This is a genomic window from Microvirga terrae (assembly GCF_013307435.2).
Taxonomy (GTDB): domain Bacteria; phylum Pseudomonadota; class Alphaproteobacteria; order Rhizobiales; family Beijerinckiaceae; genus Microvirga; species Microvirga terrae.
Map to the genome: position 1 here is coordinate 1,799,074 of NZ_CP102845.1, position 17,928 is coordinate 1,817,001.

Here is a 17,928-nt window from a genome sequence, read left to right on the forward strand (position 1 = left end):
GTCAGCGATCCTTCGGGTCGAGAGCATCGCGCAGGCCGTCGCCGATGAAGTTCAGGCAGAAGAGGATCGCGACGAGCGTGACGGAGGGATAGATGAGCATCCAGGTGGCGCCCTGGATGTTCTTGGCGCCTTCCGAGATCAGAACGCCCAGGCTGGTGTTCGGCTCCTGGACGCCGAGGCCGAGGAAGGACAGGAAGCTCTCCAGCAGGATGACCTTCGGGACGAGCAACGTCATGTAGACGACCACGGGCCCCAGCGTGTTGGGGATCACGTGGCGGCGGATGATGCCCTTCGTCTCGACGCCCAGGGCCTCGGCAGCCTGGACGTATTCCTGCCGTTTGATGGACAGCGTCTGCCCGCGGACGATGCGGGCCATGTCGAGCCACTCGACGGCGCCGACCGCGATGAACATCAGCACGAAGTTGCGGCCGAAGAACACGACCAGCATGATCACGAAGAAGATGAAAGGCAGCGAGTAGAGGATGTCGACGACGCGCATCATCACGAGGTCAACGCGCCCGCCGAGGTAGCCCGACGTGGCGCCGTAGATCACCCCGATCAGGATCGCCACGAAGGTGGCGAGCAGGCCGATGGCGAGCGAGACCTGACCCGCCTTCATGGTGCGGGTGAGAAGGTCGCGCCCGTTGGTGTCGGTGCCGAAGAAGAAGTACTGGCGCTTCAGCGGCACGTCGACGACGAGACGCTGGCCCTCCTGCTGCTTCTCGACGACGCGCGCCGGCCCGAACAGGTCCGAGCGTTCGAAATAGGCGAGAAGCCGCTCGTCGATCGGCCGGCTGCTGGAGCTCACGAGCGTCATGTGGACAACATCGTTGTCGATGGTGATGTTCTCGGCCCTGGCGCGAACACGGGCGCCGATGCGCTCGATGTTCGGCTCGATCTGGTCGGCCTTGGGATAGGCCTCCAGGCTCGCCGGCACCTTCACGTAATCCGGATAGACCCGGTCGAAGGGATGGCCCGTGAAGAACGGCCCGAAGATGCAGGCGAGCGCGATCAGGCTCAGCACGATGATGCTGGTGAGCGCCGCGCGGTTGCGGATGAGACGCCCCCGGGCCTCGGCCCAGAGGGAGCGTCCAGTGATGGGGCCCGTCATGGTCTCGACGGGAAGAACGGCGCCTTCGGCCATGGGAGATCTCACTCGTAGCGAATGCGCGGATCGATAAGGGCGTAGAGGATATCGACCACGAGATTGAAGAGCAGAACGAACACGGCCACGACGACGACCGTGCCCATGACGAGGGTGTAGTCGCGGTTGAGCGCGCCTTCGACGAAGTAGCGTCCGATCCCCGGCAGCCCGAAGATGGTCTCGACCACCACGGAGCCGGTGAGCAGAGCGGCTGCGGCGGGGCCGAGATAGGACACCACGGGCAGGGCGGCTCCGCGCAGGGCGTGAGCCACGATCACCCGGGTGGGCAGGCCCAGCGACCGCAAGGTGCGGATGTGATTGGAACGCAGGTTCTCGATCATGGCCGCGCGGGTCATGCGCGCGACGACCGCGATCTGCGGCAGAGACAGCACGAGGACCGGCAGGACGAGGTTGCGGATGTTGCCGTTGGCCCAGCCGGCCACCGGAAGCCACGCGAGCGCCAGGCCGAACACGATCTGAAGGATCGGCGCCACCACGAAGTTCGGGATGGTGAGGCCGAGTGCGCCCATGCCGGTGACCAGATAGTCGACGGTGCTGTTCTGGCGCAGAGCCGCGATGGACCCGAGGGTGCCGCCGACGATGACCGCGAAGGAAAGGGCGAGCGCGCCCAGGGTCATCGAGATGGGCAGGCCGCGCGCGAAAAGCTCACCCACGGAGAAATCGCGCAGGATGAACGAGGGGCCGAAATCGCCCCGCACCACCGCGCCGAGGTAGAGCAGGTACTGCTCGAAGAGCGGCTTGTCGAGCTGATAGATCCGGTTGAGGTTCTCCATCACCTTGGCCTCCAGAGGCCGCTCCAGATCGAACGGCCCGCCGGGGGCGAGCCGGATCAGGAAGAACGAGATGGTGACGATGATGAAAAGGGTAGGGATGGCCGACAAGAAGCGGCGAAAGATGAAGGAGAGCACGGGAAGCTCCTCCTGCTGCTACAGCATAACAATAAAAGAATAGGGCGGCCTGACGAGCAGACCGCCCCCCTTATCGGATTTATTTTTACTGCGTCTTCGACAGGAACCGCGTCGGATAGACGCCCCGGGTGTTCTGCACGAAGCCCTTGATCTTCGGCGAGATCAGGTTGCTCTTGCCGTAGTACATGATCGGGATCCAGGGCATGTCCTTCATGAGGATCGCCTCGGCCTGCTTGAGCATGTCGGCACGCTTCTTCAGATCCAGTTCCTTGGCGGCGTTGTCGAGCAGCTTGTCGAACTCCGGATTGTTGTACTTGCCGTAGTTGAAGCCCTTGTTGTCGCTCTTGAGCAGGAACAGGAAGTTGTTCGGATCCGAGTAGTCGGCGATCCAGCCGTAGCGGGCGATGTCGAAGTCGCCGCCGTCACGCAGGTGGGCAAAGTGGGTCTTGCCGTCCGTGTTGATGAAGGAGGTCTCGATGCCGGCCTGCTTCCACTGCTCGGAGATGGCAATGACCGTGTTCCGGTTGTTGTCCGTGGTGTTGTAACGGATCTCGACCTTCAGCGGCTTGCCGGGGCCGAAGCCAGCTTCCGTGAGGAGCTTCTTGGCGGCGTCCTCGCGGTCGATCGGGGACTGGTCCTTGTAGCTCATGTAGGCCGGCTCGCCGTAATTGCCCACGCCCGGAGGCATGAACGAGTAGCCCGGCTGCATGGTCTGGCCCCAGATCTGCTCGGCGATGAACTCGCGGTCGACCAGCATGGAGAGAGCCTGACGCACCTTCACGTCGTTGAACGGAGCCTTGGAGGAGTTCACCACCATGTACCAGGTGCCGAGATACGGGCCGAGGCGGACCTGATCCTTGAAGCGCTCCTTGAGCGACTTCATCTGGTCGGCGGGAACGTCGTCCGTCGTGTCGAGCTCGCCGGCCTCATAACGGCGCACCATGGCGGCGAAGTCCGGCGTCGGGAAGTAGTTGACCGTATCGATCTGGACGTCCTTGGCGCCGTAGTAGTTCTCGTTCTTGGCGAGCTTGATGTGGGAGTTCGGCACGAACTCGACCAGCTTGTAGGCGCCGTTCGTCACCATGTTGCCCGGCTTCACGAAGTCCTTGCCGAACTTCTCGACCGAGCCCTTGTGCACGGGCAGGCTGGTCTGGTGGGTCAAAAGCTCGATGAAATAGGGGGTCGGCGACTCGAGGGTGATCTCGACGGTCTTGGCGTCGACCGCCTTCACGCCCAGTTCCTCGGGCTTGCCCTGGCCCTTGTTGATCTTCTCGGCATTCTTGATGGGATAGAGGATGTTGGCGTATTTCGCGCCGGTCGCCGGATCCATGATGCGGCGGTAAGAATAGACGAAATCCTCTGCTGTCACCGGATCGCCGTTCGACCACTTCAGGCCGTTGCGGAGCGTAAAGCGATAGGTCTTGCCGTCGTCGGTGACTTCCCACTTCTCGGCTTGGCCGGGGATGGCTTCGCCCTTGGCGCTGTAGGTCACGAGGCCCTCGAGCATGTCGCGCAGGATGTGGGATTCCTGGACGGTCGAGGTCTTGTGGGTGTCGAGCGTTTCCGGCTCGCCCGAATTGGCGCGGTTGTAGACGACTTCAGCCGACGCGGCGCCCATGAGGGCGGCCGTGGCGACGGCGGCAAGAGCCGTGCGTTTGATCCATGATGACATCGGACGCGTTCCCTTTCTGATTTTATTTCAGGGTTCTGGATTGTCTCGGTCAGAGCCTTTAGGGCAGTAACCTTGCCCTATTTGTTGATCAATCAACTGTTTATGTCCAGTACTATCCCAAAACGCCTATAAAAACCAGACATATCAATAACTTGACGTTTGGTAAGAGGCTCAGGCGCCGGTGTCGAACACCAGTCCGGCAGCCTTGATCCCGCCCGCTGCGGCGATCTCGTCGTTGTCCGAGGTGTCGCCGGAGACCCCCACCGAACCCAGGGTTTGCCCCTGTCCGTCCTTGATCAGGACGCCGCCCGGAACGGGCACGAGCTGCCCGCCGACCGCATGGGTGGCCGAGGCGACGAAATAGGGGCGGTCGGTCGCCATCTTGTGGAGGGCGCGCGAGCCCACCCCCAGGGCCAGGGCGCCATAGGCCTTGCCCATGGCGATCTCGGCCCGCTTGAGGCTCGTGCCGTCCTCGGACAGGAGGGCCTTGAGGGCGCCGCGGGCGTCGTAGACGACAACGGACAGCGGCTTGAAGGATTTTTCCCGCGCGGTCTTGAGGGTTTCGGTGGCGATTTTCTGGGCCGTCTCGAGCGTGAGTTCGGTCACGGGATCCTCCATGGGTTGTCGTTGTCGTTACAGGATTGTGCTTCAGCGCGTGGCGGTGTCCCTGGCGGCGAGCCAGGCTGCCACGGCCTTCCGCTCGTCCAGGGTCATCTCGGTCACGTTGTTGGGCGGCATGGCGTGGGTCAGCACGCTCTGGACCCGGATGATCTCCGCATGCCGGGCGATCTCCTCCGGCGTATCGAGACGCACGCCCTTCGGGGCGATCCTGATCCCGTCCCAGACCGGCTCGGCCGCGTGGCACATGGAGCAGCGCGACTGGATCGTGAGCACAGCCTCGTCGAAGGCGGCCGTGACGGTCGCGGGTGTCGCATCCGCGGGAGCGGCCGCCAGGTTGGCGTTCCCGGGCTTGCCGATGATCGACAGCCAGATCGCCGCCCAGACGCAGAGAGCCGCCACCGCCCAGGTCCACCACGGCGAGCCCTTGCCCGCATGCTGCGAGTTGAAGTAATGCCGGATGACCGCTCCGGCGATCACGATCAGCCCGATGATGGCGACCGCGTAGCGCGACGACCAGGCGAGCGGGTAGTGGTTCGACAGCATCAGGAAGATGACGGGCAGCGTCAGATAGTTGTTGTGCGTCGAACGCAGCTTGGCTTCCTTGCCGAGCTTCGGGTCGGGCGTGCCGCCGGCGAGCAGGGTCGCCACCACCTTCTTCTGGTTCGGGATGATGATGAAGAAGACGCTCGCGGACATCCAGGTGGCGATCATCGCGCCCGTGTGGAGAAACGCGGCGCGGCCGTTGAACACCTGCGTGAAGGCGAAGGCCGCCGCCAGGATGTAGGCGAAGAGCGCGACGCCCAGGACGACGCCGTTCTTGCCGAGGGGCGAGCGGCAGAGCCCCTCGTAGACGAACCAGCTCAGGGCGATGCCGCCGATCCCGATGGCCGGCGCCTGCCAGGCCTCGAGGGCGCGAATGGCCGGGTCGATGGTGTAGAGATCCGCGTGCAGATAATACACCCACACGATGAGGAAGAAGCCGCTGATCCAGGTGGAATAGCTCTCCCATTTGAACCAGGTCAGCTCCCTGGGCAGTTCGGGCGGCGCAACGAGATATTTGCGCATGTTGTAGAACCCGCCGCCATGGACCTGCCATGCCTCGCCGCCGACGCCCTCAGGCAGCCCATCGCGCTTCTTGAGGCTGAGGTCCAGATGGATGAAATAGAAGGACGAGCCGATCCAGGCGATGGCCGTGATCACATGGACCCAGCGGATGAGCTGGCTGATCCATTCGGAGATTTGCGGGTCGATCATGCAGCCACTTGGTCAGAGAAGGACGTCACAGCCTAGGGCCCGGCCTCCCTCGGCGGAAGGCCCATTCGGCCGGTTTTTCAACAGGATCCCTGTCGCGGAAGCCCAAGACTTGTGCAACTAGACTTATGGATGCGCTTGACGGCGGACCATGGCGTCGAAAGAGTCCACACCCCGAAGGACACCAGACCTGTCGCGAGGTTTCATGGGACGCCTGTCCACACACGTTCTGGATACCGCCAACGGCAAGCCCGCCAGGGGCGTCGCCATCGAGCTCTTCGCCCTCGAAGGGGCTCAACGCCGCTCGGTCGTTCGCACGACCACCAATGCGGATGGGCGCACGGATGCGCCGTTGCTGATCGGCGAGGCATTTCGCACCGGGACCTATGAGATCGTTTTCGCCATCGGGGCGTATTTCAAAGCCCTGGGCACCGCCACGGCCGATCCGCCGTTCCTGGACGTCGTGCCGATCCGCTTCACCATTGCGGAGCCCGACGGGCATTATCACGTCCCGTTGCTCGTCTCGCCCTGGAGCTATTCCACCTATCGAGGAAGCTGACCTTGCCTGACACCTCCTATCCGCGCGACCTCGTCGGCTACGGCCGAAACCCGCCCCATCCCGGCTGGCCCAACGGAGCCCGGATCTGCGTCCAGTTCGTGATCAACTACGAGGAGGGCGGAGAGAACAGCATCCTGCACGGCGACCGCGCCTCCGAGGCGTTCCTGTCGGAGATCGTGGGCGCTCAACCCTGGCTCGGCCAGCGGCACATGAGCATGGAGTCGATCTACGAATACGGCTCCCGCGCGGGCTTCTGGCGCCTGTGGCGCATGTTCACCGAACGCGGCCTTCAAGTGACCGTCTATGGGGTCGCGACGGCGCTCATGCGCAACCCCGAGGCGGTCGCCGCCATGAAGGACGCGAACTGGGAGATCGCCAGCCACGGGCTGAAATGGATCGACTACCGGGACTTCTCGGCCGAGGAGGAGCGGGCGCACCTCAAGGAGGCGATCCGCATCCACACCGAGGTGACGGGCGAGCGCCCCCTCGGCTGGTACACGGGCCGCACCTCGGAGCACACCAACCGTCTGGTGGCCGAGGAGGGCGGGTTCCTCTACAGCGCCGATTCCTACGCGGACGAGCTGCCCTACTGGGAGCAGCACGGCGACCGGTCCCAGCTGATCGTGCCCTATACGCTCGACGCCAACGACATGCGCTTCGCCACCCCGCAGGGCTTCAACGCGGGCGACCAGTTCTTCGCCTATCTGAAGGACAGCTTCGACACGCTCTATGCGGAAGGCGAAACCGCGCCGAAGATGATGTCGGTGGGCCTCCATTGCCGGCTCGTGGGCCGTCCGGGCCGGGCCGCGGCGCTCGCCCGCTTCCTGGACTACGTGGCGTCCCACGAGAAGGTCTGGGTGGCGCGGCGCGTCGACATCGCGCGCCACTGGATCCGGAATCACCGCCCGGCGGACGTGAAGCCCAGCCGCATGAGCCGGGTGGTGTTCGTCGAGCTCTTCGGCGACATCTTCGAGCATTCGCCCTGGATCGCCGAGCGCGCCTACGATGCCGGACTGACCACCGGGCAGGACACCGCGGAAGGCCTTCATGCCGCCATGGTGCTGGTCCTCTCGGCGGCGACGCACGAGCAGAAGCAGGCGCTGATCAACGCCCATCCGGACCTCGCCGGGCGCCTGAAGCTCGCCGACCTCACGGCTGATTCCCGCAGTGAACAATCCTCCGCCGGCCTCGACAGCCTGACCGCGGCGGAGCGCGATCGCTTCCTGGCGCTGAACGACGCCTACCGGCAGAAATTCGGCTTCCCCTTCATCATGGCCGTGAAGGGACGCTCGAAGGACGAGATCCTCGCCGCCTTCGAGGAGCGGCTCGATCACGAGACCGATGTCGAGTTCGACACCGCCATCGCGCAGATCGAGCTGATCGGCCTGCTCCGGCTCAAGGATCGCCTGCCGTCGCTCGCCGACGTGTTCTCGACCTTGGCCTGACCGGAACCGTTGAGATCACCGCGCGTCTTCCTCCCAGCTTGGCCATCATGAGCCGGGCAGGAGCCAATGGAGGACGACATGGGTCTGTTCAAGTTCATCAAGGAGGCCGGGGCCAAGATCTTCGGCGGCAGCGCGGCCGCGGCCACGCCGGAGAAGCTGCAGCAGGAGGTCCAGGGCCATGGGTTCGACGCGACCAAGCTCGGCATCCAGGTCGAAGGCGACAAGGTGAAGCTCTCGGGCCAGGCCACCAATCAGGAAGAGGCCGAGAAGATCATCCTGTCCCTCGGCAACACCTACGGGGTGGCCGAGGTCGACACGAGCGAGCTTCAGGTGCAGCAGCCCGCCGCGGTCTCGACCATGTACACGGTCCAGAAGGGCGACACCCTCTGGGAGATCGCCGAGAAGCATTACGGCAAGGGCAAGGGCGCGAAATACACCGAGATCGTCAAGGCGAACTCCCCGCCGGTCAAGGATCCGGACATGATCCAGCCAGGCTGGGTGCTGCGGATTCCGCCGCTCGCCTGACGGTCGGCCCGATTGCGCTCCTCCCTGCGGTGCCGGTATGAGTGTGACCCGCCGCAGGGAGGATTTGTCATGAGTGAAGCGCCCAAAGTCATCGATCTCGACCGCGAGGCCGTCAAGCAGGGCCTGCAGGAGGGCTCGTTCGTGCTCGTCGACGTGCGCGAGCCGCACGAATTCGCCGCCGGCCACATTCCCGGCGCGGTCTCTCATCCGCTCTCGTCCTTCGATCCGTCCGCGCTGCCAGAGGGCAAGCGAATCGTGTTCTCGTGCGCGGCCGGAGTCCGGTCCGTGAGGGCGATCGAATTCGCCCAGGCCGCCGGCCGCGACATCCGCGAGCACTACCGGGGCGGGTTCAAGGACTGGGCGGCCTCCGGCGAGCCTGTGGAATAGGCTCCCTTGATACGCACCTCACATAGATGTGTTCTAAGGTAGAGTGCTCAAGCTTGACGAGATGTGCGCTAATGCCGGCCCGCTGACGATGGTTCGTCCGGACACCGTCGATCGCGCCCATGAGGGGAAGGAACATATGAAGTCTACTATTTTCGTCGCCAGCCTTCTGGCGCTCGGAGTGACGGCCGCCATTGCGCAAAGCGACGTGGTCGAGCAGCGCCAGGGTCTCATGAAGGAAATGGCCGCCCAGACCCGGCCCATCGGCGGCATGATGCGCGGCCAGGAGCCTTTCGATCTCGCCAAAGTTCAGGCCAGCCTGAAGGTGCTCGCGGAGAACCCGAAGAAGTTCGTGGCCCTGTTCCCCGAGAACTCGAAGGACGCGCCCAAGTCCGAAGCGCTGCCGTCCGTCTGGGAGAACAAGGCCAAGTTCGAGTCCTACGGCACCAAGATGAGCCAGGATGCCCAGACCGCCCTGGCGTCGATCAAGGACGAGGCCTCCTTCAAGGCGGAGATGCCGAAGGTTCTGCAGAACTGTGGCACCTGCCACAACGAGTTCCGCAAGAAGAGCTCGTAGCGCCTGAGAGGCTTCAGAATGGGCGGCCGTCGGCCGCCCGTTTCGTTTGGAGAACGGAATGCGCAAGGCGATCGTGGCTCTTCTGGTTCTGGTCCTGCTCGGGGCGGCGGGCTTCTGGGGCCTGACCTCTCCGGCGGCCTACGCCCTCATCCGCGGGAACGGTCAGGTCTCTCCCGAAGCGGCGTCGGGGCCGGCCCGCCAGCCGAATCTCGATAGCGGCCGCACCCTGTTCTTCGCGGGAGGTTGCACCTCCTGCCACGCGGTCCCCAACCAGGACGACAAGCTGCGGCTCGGCGGCGGCTATGCCCTGAAGTCGCCCTTCGGCACCTTCCACGTTCCCAACATCTCGCCCCATAAGCAGGACGGCATCGGCTCCTGGACCACGGCGGACTTCGTCCGTGCCATGCGGGAGGGCATCTCGCCCGACGGCCGCCACTACTATCCGGCCTTTCCCTATACGAGCTATCAGCGCATGAGCCCCGAGGATCTCGGCGATCTCTTCGCGTTCATCATGACGCTTCAGCCGGTCGAAGGGCGCGCTCCCGGTCACGAGCTGCCATTCCCCTACAACATTCGCCGCGGTCTCGGTCTGTGGAAGCTCGCCTTCCTGGACGGGCAGGCCTTCCGGCCGGATCCTGGCAAGTCCGAGAGCCTGAACCGGGGCGCCTATCTGGTGAACGGGCCGGGCCACTGCGCCGAGTGCCACAGCCAACGCAACATGGCGGGAGCCATCATCGAGGAAAGGCGCTTCGCCGGCGGTCCCGATCCCGAGGGACGGGGCATCGTTCCCAACATCACCCCGCATCCGACCGGCATCGGCGGCTGGACGCCGGACGACCTCACGACCCTGCTGACCACCGGCGAGACGCCGAATTTCGATACGGTCGGCGGGCCGATGGGCGCCGTGGTGGCCAACACGGCCCGGCTCCCCGACGGGGACCGGCGGGCCATGGCCGAATACCTGCTGTCGCTGCCGCCGAGGCAGGGTTTCAAGAAGCCGGAGTAATGGGGATTGCGCGTTGGCGCTCGAACGACTCAGGCATCGCCTCACCGCACCCTCCACGTCATCACCGGCCTTGTGCCGGTGATCCCGATTTCCTGAGGCGCTGCGGCCTTCCGGTCGGAATGGCCGGGACAAGCCCGGCCATGACGAGGGAGGTTCTCATGTTCGGCTAACTTCGCAGCCCGAGAGCCTCAATCCATCACGGCGGCCTTCAGGATGCACACCATGGTGGCCCGGCCCGGCGCGTCGCCGATGCAGCGCACCGAATGGGGACGGTCGCAACGATAGCGCAGGCTTTCGCCGGCCTTCGCCTGCTGGATCGCGCCCCCGACCTCGACCTCGAACTCGCCCTCCAGGACCGACAGGCATTCCACCGAGCCGCGCTGGTGGCTGTCGGAATCGAGCACGCCGCCGGGCTCGGACTGCACGTCGTACCATTGCAGCCACTCGATGGTCTTGAGCCAGCCGATGATGGCCAGGCGCATCTTGCCGTCCTCGGACACGAGGATCGGGGTGTCGGCCTTGGAGGACTTCTCGATGAAGGGCTCCTCGTCCCCGGAGGCGAGAACCCGCTCGATCGACACGTCGAGGGCCTGGCTCAGCCGCCAGATGGTGGCGAGCGTCGGGTTGGTCTCGTTGCGCTCGATCTGACTGATGATCGACTTCGCCACGCCGGATTGCTCGGCGAGTTCCGACAGGGACAGGTTGTAGGCCTTGCGCAGGCGCTGGATCGTCTTGCCCATGTTGCCGGACAGAACCTGTGCGCCCGTCTCCAGGTCCCGGCTCCGCTCTTTGCCCTCGACGCCCATGACTGCCTCTGTTCCGAAATAGAGAACGTTCGTTCCTCAAAACGGTTGTGAGGGAATCGGCGGAACGGGTCAAGCGCCGGGGGCGCATGGCCCAACCTTTTGAGGTTCAGACCCCGGGCCTCTGGGGAGCGACCTGCAGGGCCCTGGTTCGCAGGAGCCCGAGCCGGTGCTCGCGCCAGACGATGAAGAGGCCCGTGGCGGCCACGATGGCGGCGCCGACCAGCACGGTCAGGGTGGGCAGATCCCCGAACATGAACCAGCCGAACAGGAGCGCCCAGATCATGGTGGTGTACTCGAACGGCGCGATCACCGAGGTGTCCGCATATCGGTAGGATTGCGTGACCAGGATCTGGCCGACGCCGCCCAGGATGCCGATGAGGACGAACAGGGCGAGGTCCGTGGAATCCGGCATGCGCCAGCCCAGCGCCAGGGTGCAGAGCGACAGCCCGGACGCCATGATGAAGAAGTAGAACACGATGGCGCCGGTCTTCTCGGTCTCGGTCAGGCGCCGGACCTGGATCATGGCGCCGGCCGAGCAGAAAGCGCCCGTGAAGGCCAGCATCGCGCCGAGCGTGGGGCCGGCGTTCAGATCCCCGCCGAAGGTCCCGACCTTCAGATAGGGCGACAGCATGATCAGCACGCCGACGAACCCGATGCCGACCGCCGTCCATCGATAGGCCCGCACCGTCTCCTTCAGGAGGAGCGCCGCCAGGATCACCGCGATGAGGGGAGACGCGTAGCCGATCGCGATGGCGTCATGCAGCGGCAGGTAGGAAAGGGCGGCGAAGCCGAGATACATGGCGCCCGTGCCGATGAACCCGCGCTTGAAGTGACCGACCACGTTCCTCGTCCGCACCGCGTTGATGAGGTCTCCCTGCCAACCCAGCCACAACATCAGCGGGAGCAGGGCGAAGGCCGAGCGGAAGAAGACGATCTCCCCGACAGGATAGCGCGCGGCGAGCGTCTTGAGGGTCGCCGACATCATCGTGAAGACGACGGCGGAGGTGACTTTGAGGGAGATCCCCAGGAGAGGTTTCACGGGAGAAGGGGTTTTCACGGCTGGCGTCGCTTGGAAGAGTGCAGCCAATCACGGACGGGCCTCCCCGTGAACCCCCAATCGGCGCGCAAACCCCTGCGCCCGACGCATGGGTTGAGGGCAAGGGTTCAGGACTGGACGGCCCGAGAGCGCTTGATGTGAGACCTCGCGAAGCCGATCGCCGTGAGGATCAGCCATGCCGTCTGGGTTACGAAGGACGCCAGATTGAAGTCGAACAGCAGGGAGTAGAGGATCAGCAGCGCTCCCAGGGCATTGAGAAGCGCATAGCGGTTGTCCTCGACCCTCAGGGCGCCGAGTTGCAGCAACCCGTAGGCCGACAGGTAGGCTGCAACGCCAACCAGCCCGACGATGTCAGGTCCATTCATCCACGATCTCCGCCCGATCCGACGATAAGGCTCTACGGCAAACCGGCCCGCCTGTGAATCGGACTTTTCGCCCGAGGCGGGCCGGGACGGGGCCGGGGTGTGATTCCTGTCCTGGCAGGCCCGTCCGTTCTCCGCCCGTCCTCGCCACCCTCCGCCCGTCATTCCACCCACCACGTCATGGCCACCCTCCCTCCGTCCTGACACCCTCGACGTCATGGCCGGGCCTGTCCCGGCCATCCCGATTGGAAGAGCGCCGTGCCTTTCCGATCGGGATCACCGGCCCAGGGCCGGTGATGACGTGGGGGTGAGTTCGAGACGGTGAGATCATGTTCTTATTTTGTTCTTGACAGCGGGCGCAAGCTAAGCTATATCGTTGGACAGATCGGTTCCTTCGAGGGGCGCGCTCGCGAGGCGTCGCAGTGACGGGAACCGGCACGGTCCCGCAGTTGGCCTCGCAAGCCGGCTGGCGGGAGGCCCTTGGTGCTTCGGGCTGCCAAGTCTAAACGCCTAAAAGTACCGTGCGCGAGGTGCCGTCCGGCTCTTCCATCAAACCATCTCCATCGAGCCGGGCCGCCACTCGCGCCACCCTCGATCATCCTGAAGGCTCGCAGCCCCACGGCTGCGGGCCCACAGGTGCTGCACTTTGACATCACCACAGATCACGCACCGGCACCGCAGCGTCACGCTCCTCCGCCATCCGACCCTCCGCCCGTCATGGCCGGCCCTGTGCCGGCCATCCCGATCAGAAAAGCGCGGCGTTCCAAACGATCGAGATCACCGGCACAAGTCCGGTGACGACGTCGAGGGCATCACGGCCCGGCGTCACAAATCTGCAGGAAAACCGTCATGGGGACGAGACGGGAATCCGTTTGGCTATCGTCCAGCAAGCCCGCCGGAGAAGCCCATGGCTCAGGATGTGAATGCTCTGCGCGTACGGACGTTGTTCCTGTCCGACCTCCATCTCGGCACGAAGGGGTGCCAGGCGGACGCCCTGCTGGAGTTTCTCAAGACCTACGACGCCGACACGATCTATCTCGTCGGCGACATCGTCGACGGCTGGAAGCTGAAATCCGGCTGGTACTGGCCGCAGGCCCATAACGACGTGGTCCAGAAGCTCCTGCGCAAGGTCCGGAAAGGGGCGCGCCTCGTCTACCTTCCGGGCAACCACGACGAGTTCCTGCGTGACTATATCGGGGTCAATCTGGGCGGGATCGAGCTGGCCGATTACGCGGTGCACGAAGCTGCCGACGGCAAGCGCTACCTCGTAATCCATGGCGACCAGTTCGATCTCGTCGTCAGGCATGCCCGCTGGCTGGCCCTCCTCGGAGACGGAGCCTATTCGGCGGCGCTCTTCGTCAACACGTATCTCAATATGGTCCGGCGGCGCCTCGGGCTGACCTACTGGTCGCTGTCGTCCTGGGCCAAGCTGCGGGTCAAGAACGCGGTGAACTTCATCAGCCGGTTCGAGGAGCTTCTCGCCGCAGAGGCCCACCGGCAGCAGGCCGACGGCGTGATCTGCGGGCATATCCACCATGCCACCATGCATGATCAGTTCGGGGTCGCCTACGTGAACACGGGCGACTGGGTCGAGTCCTGCACGGCGGTGGTCGAGCATTACGATGGCTCGTTCCAGCTCATTCGATGGACGGAGGTCCAGCTGGAGGTGACCCGAGTAGAGGGCCTTGCCGCCCCGGTCATCAGCGAGAAGGCCGCCTGATGCGCCTTCTGATCGCAACCGACGCCTGGCGGCCCCAGATCAACGGGGTCGTCCGCTCCCTGGAATACATGGCCGTGGAGGCGCCGCGCTTCGGCACGGAGGTCGTGTTCCTCACGCCCGAGCGCTTCCGCTCCGTCCCGATGCCGACCTATCCGGAGATCCGGCTCTCGCTGGTGAGGCCCGGATCCGTCGCCGGAATTCTTGAAGAGGTCCAGCCGACCCATGTCCACATCGCCACGGAAGGACCCATCGGGCTTGCGACCCGGCTGACCTGCACCCGCCAGGGGCGGGCTTTCACCACGAGCTACCACACGCGCTTCCCGGAATATGTCGCGGCCCGCACCCGAATCCCGGAGGCCTGGTCCTACAGGGCTCTGAAGCGCTTCCACGGGGCCGCCCGCGCCATGATGGTCAGCACGCCGTCCCTGGAGCGGGACCTGGCCGGGCGCGGCTTCAGGAACATCATGCGCTGGACGCGGGGCGTCGACACCGGCCTGTTCCGGCCCCGGACCGAGCGGATCCTGGACGTGGCCGCGCCCATCTTCCTCTATGTCGGGCGGGTCGCGGTGGAGAAGAACCTCGACGCCTTCCTGAGCCTCGACCTGCCCGGCACGAAGGTCGTCGTCGGGGACGGACCGGCCCGCACAGGGCTCGAACGGACCTATCCCGAAGCCCGGTTCCTCGGGGCTCTGACGGGCGAGGATCTGGCCCGGGTCTATGCGTCCTCGGACGTCTTCGTGTTCCCGAGCCTGACCGACACGTTCGGCATCGTGCTGATCGAGGCCCTCGCGTCCGGCCTGCCGATCGCGGCCTTTCCGGTCACCGGGCCGCTCGACGTGATCGGAGCCTCGGGCTGCGGCGTTCTCTCACCGGATCTGCGGGAGGCCGCACTCGGGGCCCTCGCGATCCCGCGGGAGCGGTGTCGGGCCTATGGCGAGACCTTCACCTGGCAGGAAAGCGCCCGGCAGTTCTTCTCCAATATCGAGAAAGCCCATTCCGATCACTAGCTGCCTCTACATCAGGAAGGCAGGGTGCGGGTGGAGATGTTGGGCTTTCTCACCCTCGAAAGGGCCGGCTTCCAGGGTGACTTCCGTCCGATCGATCTCCACGCGGCTGTGATCGATCAGGCTCTGGACGGCGTTTTCCACGTCGTGAAGGGTCGACACCAGGCGCCGGATGCGCTGCTCGGCCGCTTCCTGGAGTTCCGCCTCCGAGAGGCCGTTCATGGGATCGTCGGGGTCGAGCGCCGGAAAGGACCGGACCTCCGCCTTGGTCTGCCGGATCAGGGCGACCAACTTCTCGAGAACGGCCCTGAAGGGCTCGGCGACCCTCGGATCGAGCGGCTGTTCCTTCAGACGGCTCAGCGCCTCGACGATGGCCTGCGTGTCCGCATGGCGGTTGCGCCTGGCGAATTCCTTCAGGAACCAGCGGCCGCGTGCCGTCTCCATGACGGCCGTTTCGATGGTGTCGAAATCCAGGTCGCCGAACGTGACGTTGGTCTCTTCATCGGGCATGGTGGCGCAATCCATCTCGGCCGGGTTTGATTCCTGTCCCCAACAGATGTGCGCAAACCGCCTGCAAGCTCAACCCCTGCAAGGCCTTCAGGGGTAGTCTTGCACCGCGTTCTTGCTCCTTTCGCCCCGCTTACAGACCTCAGAAGACCATTGTCCTGATGCATCCGCTCAAAGCTCTCGAACTCCGCCTGGGCGCATTGCAGGCCGCCAGCTTCACCAGTCACGGAATCTATCTCCCGTTCTTCCCCCTGTGGCTGCAGAGCAAGGCGCTGTCCCCGACCGTCATCGGACTCGTGGTGGCCATCCCGATCATCGTACGGATCCTGGCGACCGCGCCGCTCCTGAGCCTGGCGGACCGGTCGTTCGGCGCAAGGCGCCTGCTTCTGGCCAGCCATCTCGGCCAGCTGGTCGGCTTTCCGCTGTTCCTGCTGGTCGACAGCAGCGTCGCGATCATGGTCCTGGTGGCCCTCGTCGCCGTCGCCCAGTCCTGCATCATCCCTGGCAACGACCTCGTCTCGACCAATGCGGTCCAGCGGCATCCCGGCCTGAGTTACGGCCGGATCAGGGGAGCCGGTTCCGTCGCGTTCTTCATCACCAACATCGTGGGCGGATATCTCGTGGGCGCCTTCGGGCCGGAGGTCGTGATCGTCGCCCTGACATTCATCCCGGTTCTGGGGATCTCCGCCACGCTCCTAGCCGTTCCGAAGGAGGCTCCCGAACCCGCGGGTCCGAACGACCTGCCGCACGAGACCGCTCCGGCCCGGCTCTCCCGGATCCTGTGGCTGGTGCTGATCGCCGGGGCCGTGACTCAGGCGAGCCACGGGGCGCTCAATGCCTTCGGCAGCATCTACTGGCGCTCCGCCGGCTTCTCGGACGAGGTGATCGGTTATTTCTGGGCCGCGGGAGTGATCGCCGAGATCCTGGTCTTCCTTTATCTGGGTCGCCATGTTGGGCGGAGTTCGGGCGTCGGACTGATCCTGCTCGGGTCGGCCGCCGCCGTCATCCGCTTCACCATCATGGCGCTGGAGCCGGGGGTCGGGGTCACGGTCGTGCTGCAGACCATGCACAGCCTGTCCTTCGCGGCCACCCATATCGGCACCATGGCGGCCCTTGCAGCGCTCGCCCCCGTGCGGGCAAGGGGACGGGCGCAGGGAGTCTTCGGCTCCCTGACGGCTCTTGCCATCGCGGCCTCCACGATCGTCAGCGGCATGATCTACAGCGAGGCTGGCGCCGGAGTCTTTGCCGCGATGGCCCCCTTGGGAGCCATCGGGTTCGTTCTGATGCTGGTGGTCGTCCGCCTGCAGAAATATCAGCCCCAGAGAGCCGGCTCCGGCGGATAGACGATGCTGCCCTCGTAGCGCAGGCCCGGCTCCCGGTCCTTCGCGAGGAGGAGAGGGCCGTCGAGATCGACGAAGCGGGCGCGCGGCGCGAGAACCAGGGCTGGCGCCATGGCAAGCGAGGTACCGACCATGCAGCCGATCATGAGCGAGAAGCCCCTGGCCTCCGCGGCATCGGCCAGCGCCAGGGCCTCGGTCAGGCCGCCGGTCTTGTCGAGCTTGATGTTGACGACCTCGTAGAGGCCGATGAGCCGGTCGAGGCTCGCCCGGTCATGGACGCTCTCGTCGGCCAGGATCGGGACGGGGCGCGAGACTCGGCCGAGATGCCCGTCGGCCTTGGCCGGGAGGGGCTGCTCCACCAGGGCATAGCCCTCGTCGGCACAGGCCGCGAGGTGGCGCTCCAGGTTCTCCTCGGTCCAGCCCTCGTTGGCGTCGGCGATCAGAGTCGCCTGGGGCGCCGCCCGGCGGACGGCCCTGATCCGGTCGATATCGCCGTCGGGGGCGCCGAACTTCACCTTGAGAATCGGCCGGTCGGCCGCCCTGGCGGCGGCTTCCGCCATGCTGTCCGGCGTGCCGAGGCTGATCGTGTAGGCCGTGGTCGCGGGCGGCCAGCGGGTCAGCCCGGCGGTCAGGTGGGCGCGGATTCCGGAGCGCTTCGCGTCCAGGTCCCACAGAGCGCAATCGACCGCGTTGCGAGCCGCGCCGGGCGGCATGAGATCCTGCAGCGCCTCCCGGGTCAGTCCCGCCTCGATCTGCGGCCGGATGGCTTCGATGGCCGCCGCCACACCCTCGACCGTCTCACCGTAGCGGGGGTAGGGCACGCATTCCCCATGGCCGACCGCCCCATTCTCGGAGATCGTCGCGGTAACCACCACGGCTTCCGTGCGGGAGCCGCGGGCGATCGTGAATGTTCCGGCGATGGGGAAACGGTCGATGGAAACGGTGAGGGTGCGCATTCTCTTCACTCTCGGCTTAACTTCGTCTCGACTTGTGGCGCAATGACACGCTATCACCAAGCG

The 17,928-nt window shown here is 65.3% G+C and carries 19 protein-coding genes; 9 read left to right on the forward strand and 10 right to left on the reverse strand.

Features of this window, described 5'->3' with window-relative positions; all coding sequences use genetic code 11:
• Window position 1: 1 nt before the first annotated feature.
• The 5 genes from HPT29_RS08410 to HPT29_RS08430 form a co-directional block, all read right to left on the reverse strand.
• On the reverse strand, window positions 2–1,144 hold the full coding sequence (locus HPT29_RS08410) for an ABC transporter permease subunit (RefSeq protein WP_210272353.1): 1,143 nt from the start codon (window positions 1,142–1,144) through the stop codon (window positions 2–4).
• Between the two features lie 8 nt (window positions 1,145–1,152).
• Window positions 1,153–2,073: an oligopeptide ABC transporter permease OppB gene (oppB, locus tag HPT29_RS08415; RefSeq protein ID WP_173949536.1), complete on the reverse strand. Its 921-nt coding sequence runs from the start codon at window positions 2,071–2,073 to the stop codon at window positions 1,153–1,155.
• 85 nt (window positions 2,074–2,158) lie between these two features.
• The gene (locus HPT29_RS08420) at window positions 2,159–3,745 is read right to left on the reverse strand and encodes a peptide ABC transporter substrate-binding protein (protein WP_173949535.1); all 1,587 of its coding nucleotides are present in this window, start codon (window positions 3,743–3,745) and stop codon (window positions 2,159–2,161) included.
• A gap of 171 nt (window positions 3,746–3,916) precedes the next feature.
• Window positions 3,917–4,351, reverse strand: coding sequence for a GlcG/HbpS family heme-binding protein (locus tag HPT29_RS08425; RefSeq protein WP_173949534.1), 435 nt, complete (start codon window positions 4,349–4,351; stop codon window positions 3,917–3,919).
• 42 nt (window positions 4,352–4,393) lie between these two features.
• Window positions 4,394–5,620 (reverse strand): urate hydroxylase PuuD, encoded by a 1,227-nt coding sequence (locus HPT29_RS08430; RefSeq protein ID WP_173949533.1) that lies wholly within the window; start codon window positions 5,618–5,620, stop codon window positions 4,394–4,396.
• A 202-nt stretch (window positions 5,621–5,822) separates the two neighbouring features.
• Here HPT29_RS08430 and uraH point away from each other — a divergent pair, with 202 nt between their 5' ends.
• From uraH to HPT29_RS08460, 6 genes are all read left to right on the forward strand, one after another.
• Window positions 5,823–6,176: a hydroxyisourate hydrolase gene (uraH, locus tag HPT29_RS08435; RefSeq protein ID WP_173949532.1), complete on the forward strand. Its 354-nt coding sequence runs from the start codon at window positions 5,823–5,825 to the stop codon at window positions 6,174–6,176.
• Between the two features lie 2 nt (window positions 6,177–6,178).
• On the forward strand, window positions 6,179–7,621 hold the full coding sequence (gene puuE, locus HPT29_RS08440; protein ID WP_173949531.1) for an allantoinase PuuE: 1,443 nt from the start codon (window positions 6,179–6,181) through the stop codon (window positions 7,619–7,621).
• 78 nt (window positions 7,622–7,699) lie between these two features.
• Complete coding sequence (gene lysM, locus HPT29_RS08445) at window positions 7,700–8,146, forward strand: peptidoglycan-binding protein LysM (RefSeq protein ID WP_173949530.1); 447 nt, start codon at window positions 7,700–7,702, stop codon at window positions 8,144–8,146.
• Window positions 8,147–8,215: 69 nt separating this feature from the next.
• Window positions 8,216–8,533 (forward strand): rhodanese-like domain-containing protein, encoded by a 318-nt coding sequence (locus HPT29_RS08450; protein WP_173949529.1) that lies wholly within the window; start codon window positions 8,216–8,218, stop codon window positions 8,531–8,533.
• 136 nt (window positions 8,534–8,669) lie between these two features.
• Window positions 8,670–9,107 carry a c-type cytochrome gene (locus HPT29_RS08455; protein WP_173949528.1) on the forward strand — a complete coding sequence of 146 codons (438 nt, stop codon included), beginning with the start codon at window positions 8,670–8,672 and terminating at the stop codon, window positions 9,105–9,107.
• Window positions 9,108–9,165: 58 nt separating this feature from the next.
• Entirely contained in the window at window positions 9,166–10,113 is a 948-nt protein-coding gene (locus HPT29_RS08460; RefSeq protein ID WP_173949527.1) for a cytochrome c, read from the forward strand.
• Between the two features lie 188 nt (window positions 10,114–10,301).
• Here the strand turns inward: HPT29_RS08460 and HPT29_RS08465 are convergent, their stop codons facing one another.
• The 3 genes from HPT29_RS08465 to HPT29_RS08475 form a co-directional block, all read right to left on the reverse strand.
• Window positions 10,302–10,919 carry a helix-turn-helix domain-containing protein gene (locus HPT29_RS08465; protein WP_173949526.1) on the reverse strand — a complete coding sequence of 206 codons (618 nt, stop codon included), beginning with the start codon at window positions 10,917–10,919 and terminating at the stop codon, window positions 10,302–10,304.
• 106 nt (window positions 10,920–11,025) lie between these two features.
• Entirely contained in the window at window positions 11,026–11,976 is a 951-nt protein-coding gene (locus tag HPT29_RS08470; RefSeq protein WP_349774717.1) for a DMT family transporter, read from the reverse strand.
• A gap of 107 nt (window positions 11,977–12,083) precedes the next feature.
• Window positions 12,084–12,341 (reverse strand): CBU_0592 family membrane protein, encoded by a 258-nt coding sequence (locus HPT29_RS08475; protein ID WP_173949524.1) that lies wholly within the window; start codon window positions 12,339–12,341, stop codon window positions 12,084–12,086.
• A 904-nt stretch (window positions 12,342–13,245) separates the two neighbouring features.
• Here HPT29_RS08475 and HPT29_RS08480 point away from each other — a divergent pair.
• Together HPT29_RS08480 and HPT29_RS08485 are read left to right on the forward strand one after the other, a co-directional pair.
• On the forward strand, window positions 13,246–14,058 hold the full coding sequence (locus tag HPT29_RS08480) for a UDP-2,3-diacylglucosamine diphosphatase (RefSeq protein ID WP_173949523.1): 813 nt from the start codon (window positions 13,246–13,248) through the stop codon (window positions 14,056–14,058).
• The gene (locus HPT29_RS08485) at window positions 14,058–15,065 is read left to right on the forward strand and encodes a glycosyltransferase family 4 protein (RefSeq protein ID WP_173949522.1); all 1,008 of its coding nucleotides are present in this window, start codon (window positions 14,058–14,060) and stop codon (window positions 15,063–15,065) included. Before HPT29_RS08480 ends, HPT29_RS08485 begins: the two co-directional genes overlap by 1 nt.
• 6 nt (window positions 15,066–15,071) lie before the next feature.
• Here the strand turns inward: HPT29_RS08485 and HPT29_RS08490 are convergent, their stop codons facing one another.
• On the reverse strand, window positions 15,072–15,572 hold the full coding sequence (locus tag HPT29_RS08490) for a hypothetical protein (protein ID WP_173949521.1): 501 nt from the start codon (window positions 15,570–15,572) through the stop codon (window positions 15,072–15,074).
• A gap of 158 nt (window positions 15,573–15,730) precedes the next feature.
• Here HPT29_RS08490 and HPT29_RS08495 point away from each other — a divergent pair, with 158 nt between their 5' ends.
• Window positions 15,731–16,912, forward strand: coding sequence for an MFS transporter (locus HPT29_RS08495; RefSeq protein WP_173949520.1), 1,182 nt, complete (start codon window positions 15,731–15,733; stop codon window positions 16,910–16,912).
• Here HPT29_RS08495 and dgcA read toward each other — a convergent pair.
• Window positions 16,882–17,865 carry an N-acetyl-D-Glu racemase DgcA gene (gene dgcA / locus HPT29_RS08500; RefSeq protein WP_173949519.1) on the reverse strand — a complete coding sequence of 328 codons (984 nt, stop codon included), beginning with the start codon at window positions 17,863–17,865 and terminating at the stop codon, window positions 16,882–16,884. The genes HPT29_RS08495 and dgcA overlap by 31 nt on opposite strands.
• Window positions 17,866–17,928: the final 63 nt, after the last annotated feature.

Excerpts from the sequence above, each read along its gene's own strand:
- HPT29_RS08410 (WP_210272353.1), bottom strand. The coding sequence starts at position 1,144 with ATGGCCGAAGGCGCCGTTCTTCCCGTCGAGACCATGACGGGCCCCATC.
- HPT29_RS08420 (WP_173949535.1), bottom strand. The coding sequence starts at position 3,745 with ATGTCATCATGGATCAAACGCACGGCTCTTGCCGCCGTCGCCACGGCC.
- HPT29_RS08430 (WP_173949533.1), bottom strand. The coding sequence starts at position 5,620 with ATGATCGACCCGCAAATCTCCGAATGGATCAGCCAGCTCATCCGCTGG.
- uraH (WP_173949532.1), top strand. The coding sequence starts at position 5,823 with ATGGGACGCCTGTCCACACACGTTCTGGATACCGCCAACGGCAAGCCC.
- lysM (WP_173949530.1), top strand. The coding sequence starts at position 7,700 with ATGGGTCTGTTCAAGTTCATCAAGGAGGCCGGGGCCAAGATCTTCGGC.
- HPT29_RS08450 (WP_173949529.1), top strand. The coding sequence starts at position 8,216 with ATGAGTGAAGCGCCCAAAGTCATCGATCTCGACCGCGAGGCCGTCAAG.
- HPT29_RS08455 (WP_173949528.1), top strand. The coding sequence starts at position 8,670 with ATGAAGTCTACTATTTTCGTCGCCAGCCTTCTGGCGCTCGGAGTGACG.
- HPT29_RS08460 (WP_173949527.1), top strand. The coding sequence starts at position 9,166 with ATGCGCAAGGCGATCGTGGCTCTTCTGGTTCTGGTCCTGCTCGGGGCG.
- HPT29_RS08465 (WP_173949526.1), bottom strand. The coding sequence starts at position 10,919 with ATGGGCGTCGAGGGCAAAGAGCGGAGCCGGGACCTGGAGACGGGCGCA.
- HPT29_RS08475 (WP_173949524.1), bottom strand. The coding sequence starts at position 12,341 with ATGAATGGACCTGACATCGTCGGGCTGGTTGGCGTTGCAGCCTACCTG.
- HPT29_RS08480 (WP_173949523.1), top strand. The coding sequence starts at position 13,246 with ATGGCTCAGGATGTGAATGCTCTGCGCGTACGGACGTTGTTCCTGTCC.
- HPT29_RS08485 (WP_173949522.1), top strand. The coding sequence starts at position 14,058 with ATGCGCCTTCTGATCGCAACCGACGCCTGGCGGCCCCAGATCAACGGG.
- HPT29_RS08490 (WP_173949521.1), bottom strand. The coding sequence starts at position 15,572 with ATGCCCGATGAAGAGACCAACGTCACGTTCGGCGACCTGGATTTCGAC.
- HPT29_RS08495 (WP_173949520.1), top strand. The coding sequence starts at position 15,731 with ATGCATCCGCTCAAAGCTCTCGAACTCCGCCTGGGCGCATTGCAGGCC.
- dgcA (WP_173949519.1), bottom strand. The coding sequence starts at position 17,865 with ATGCGCACCCTCACCGTTTCCATCGACCGTTTCCCCATCGCCGGAACA.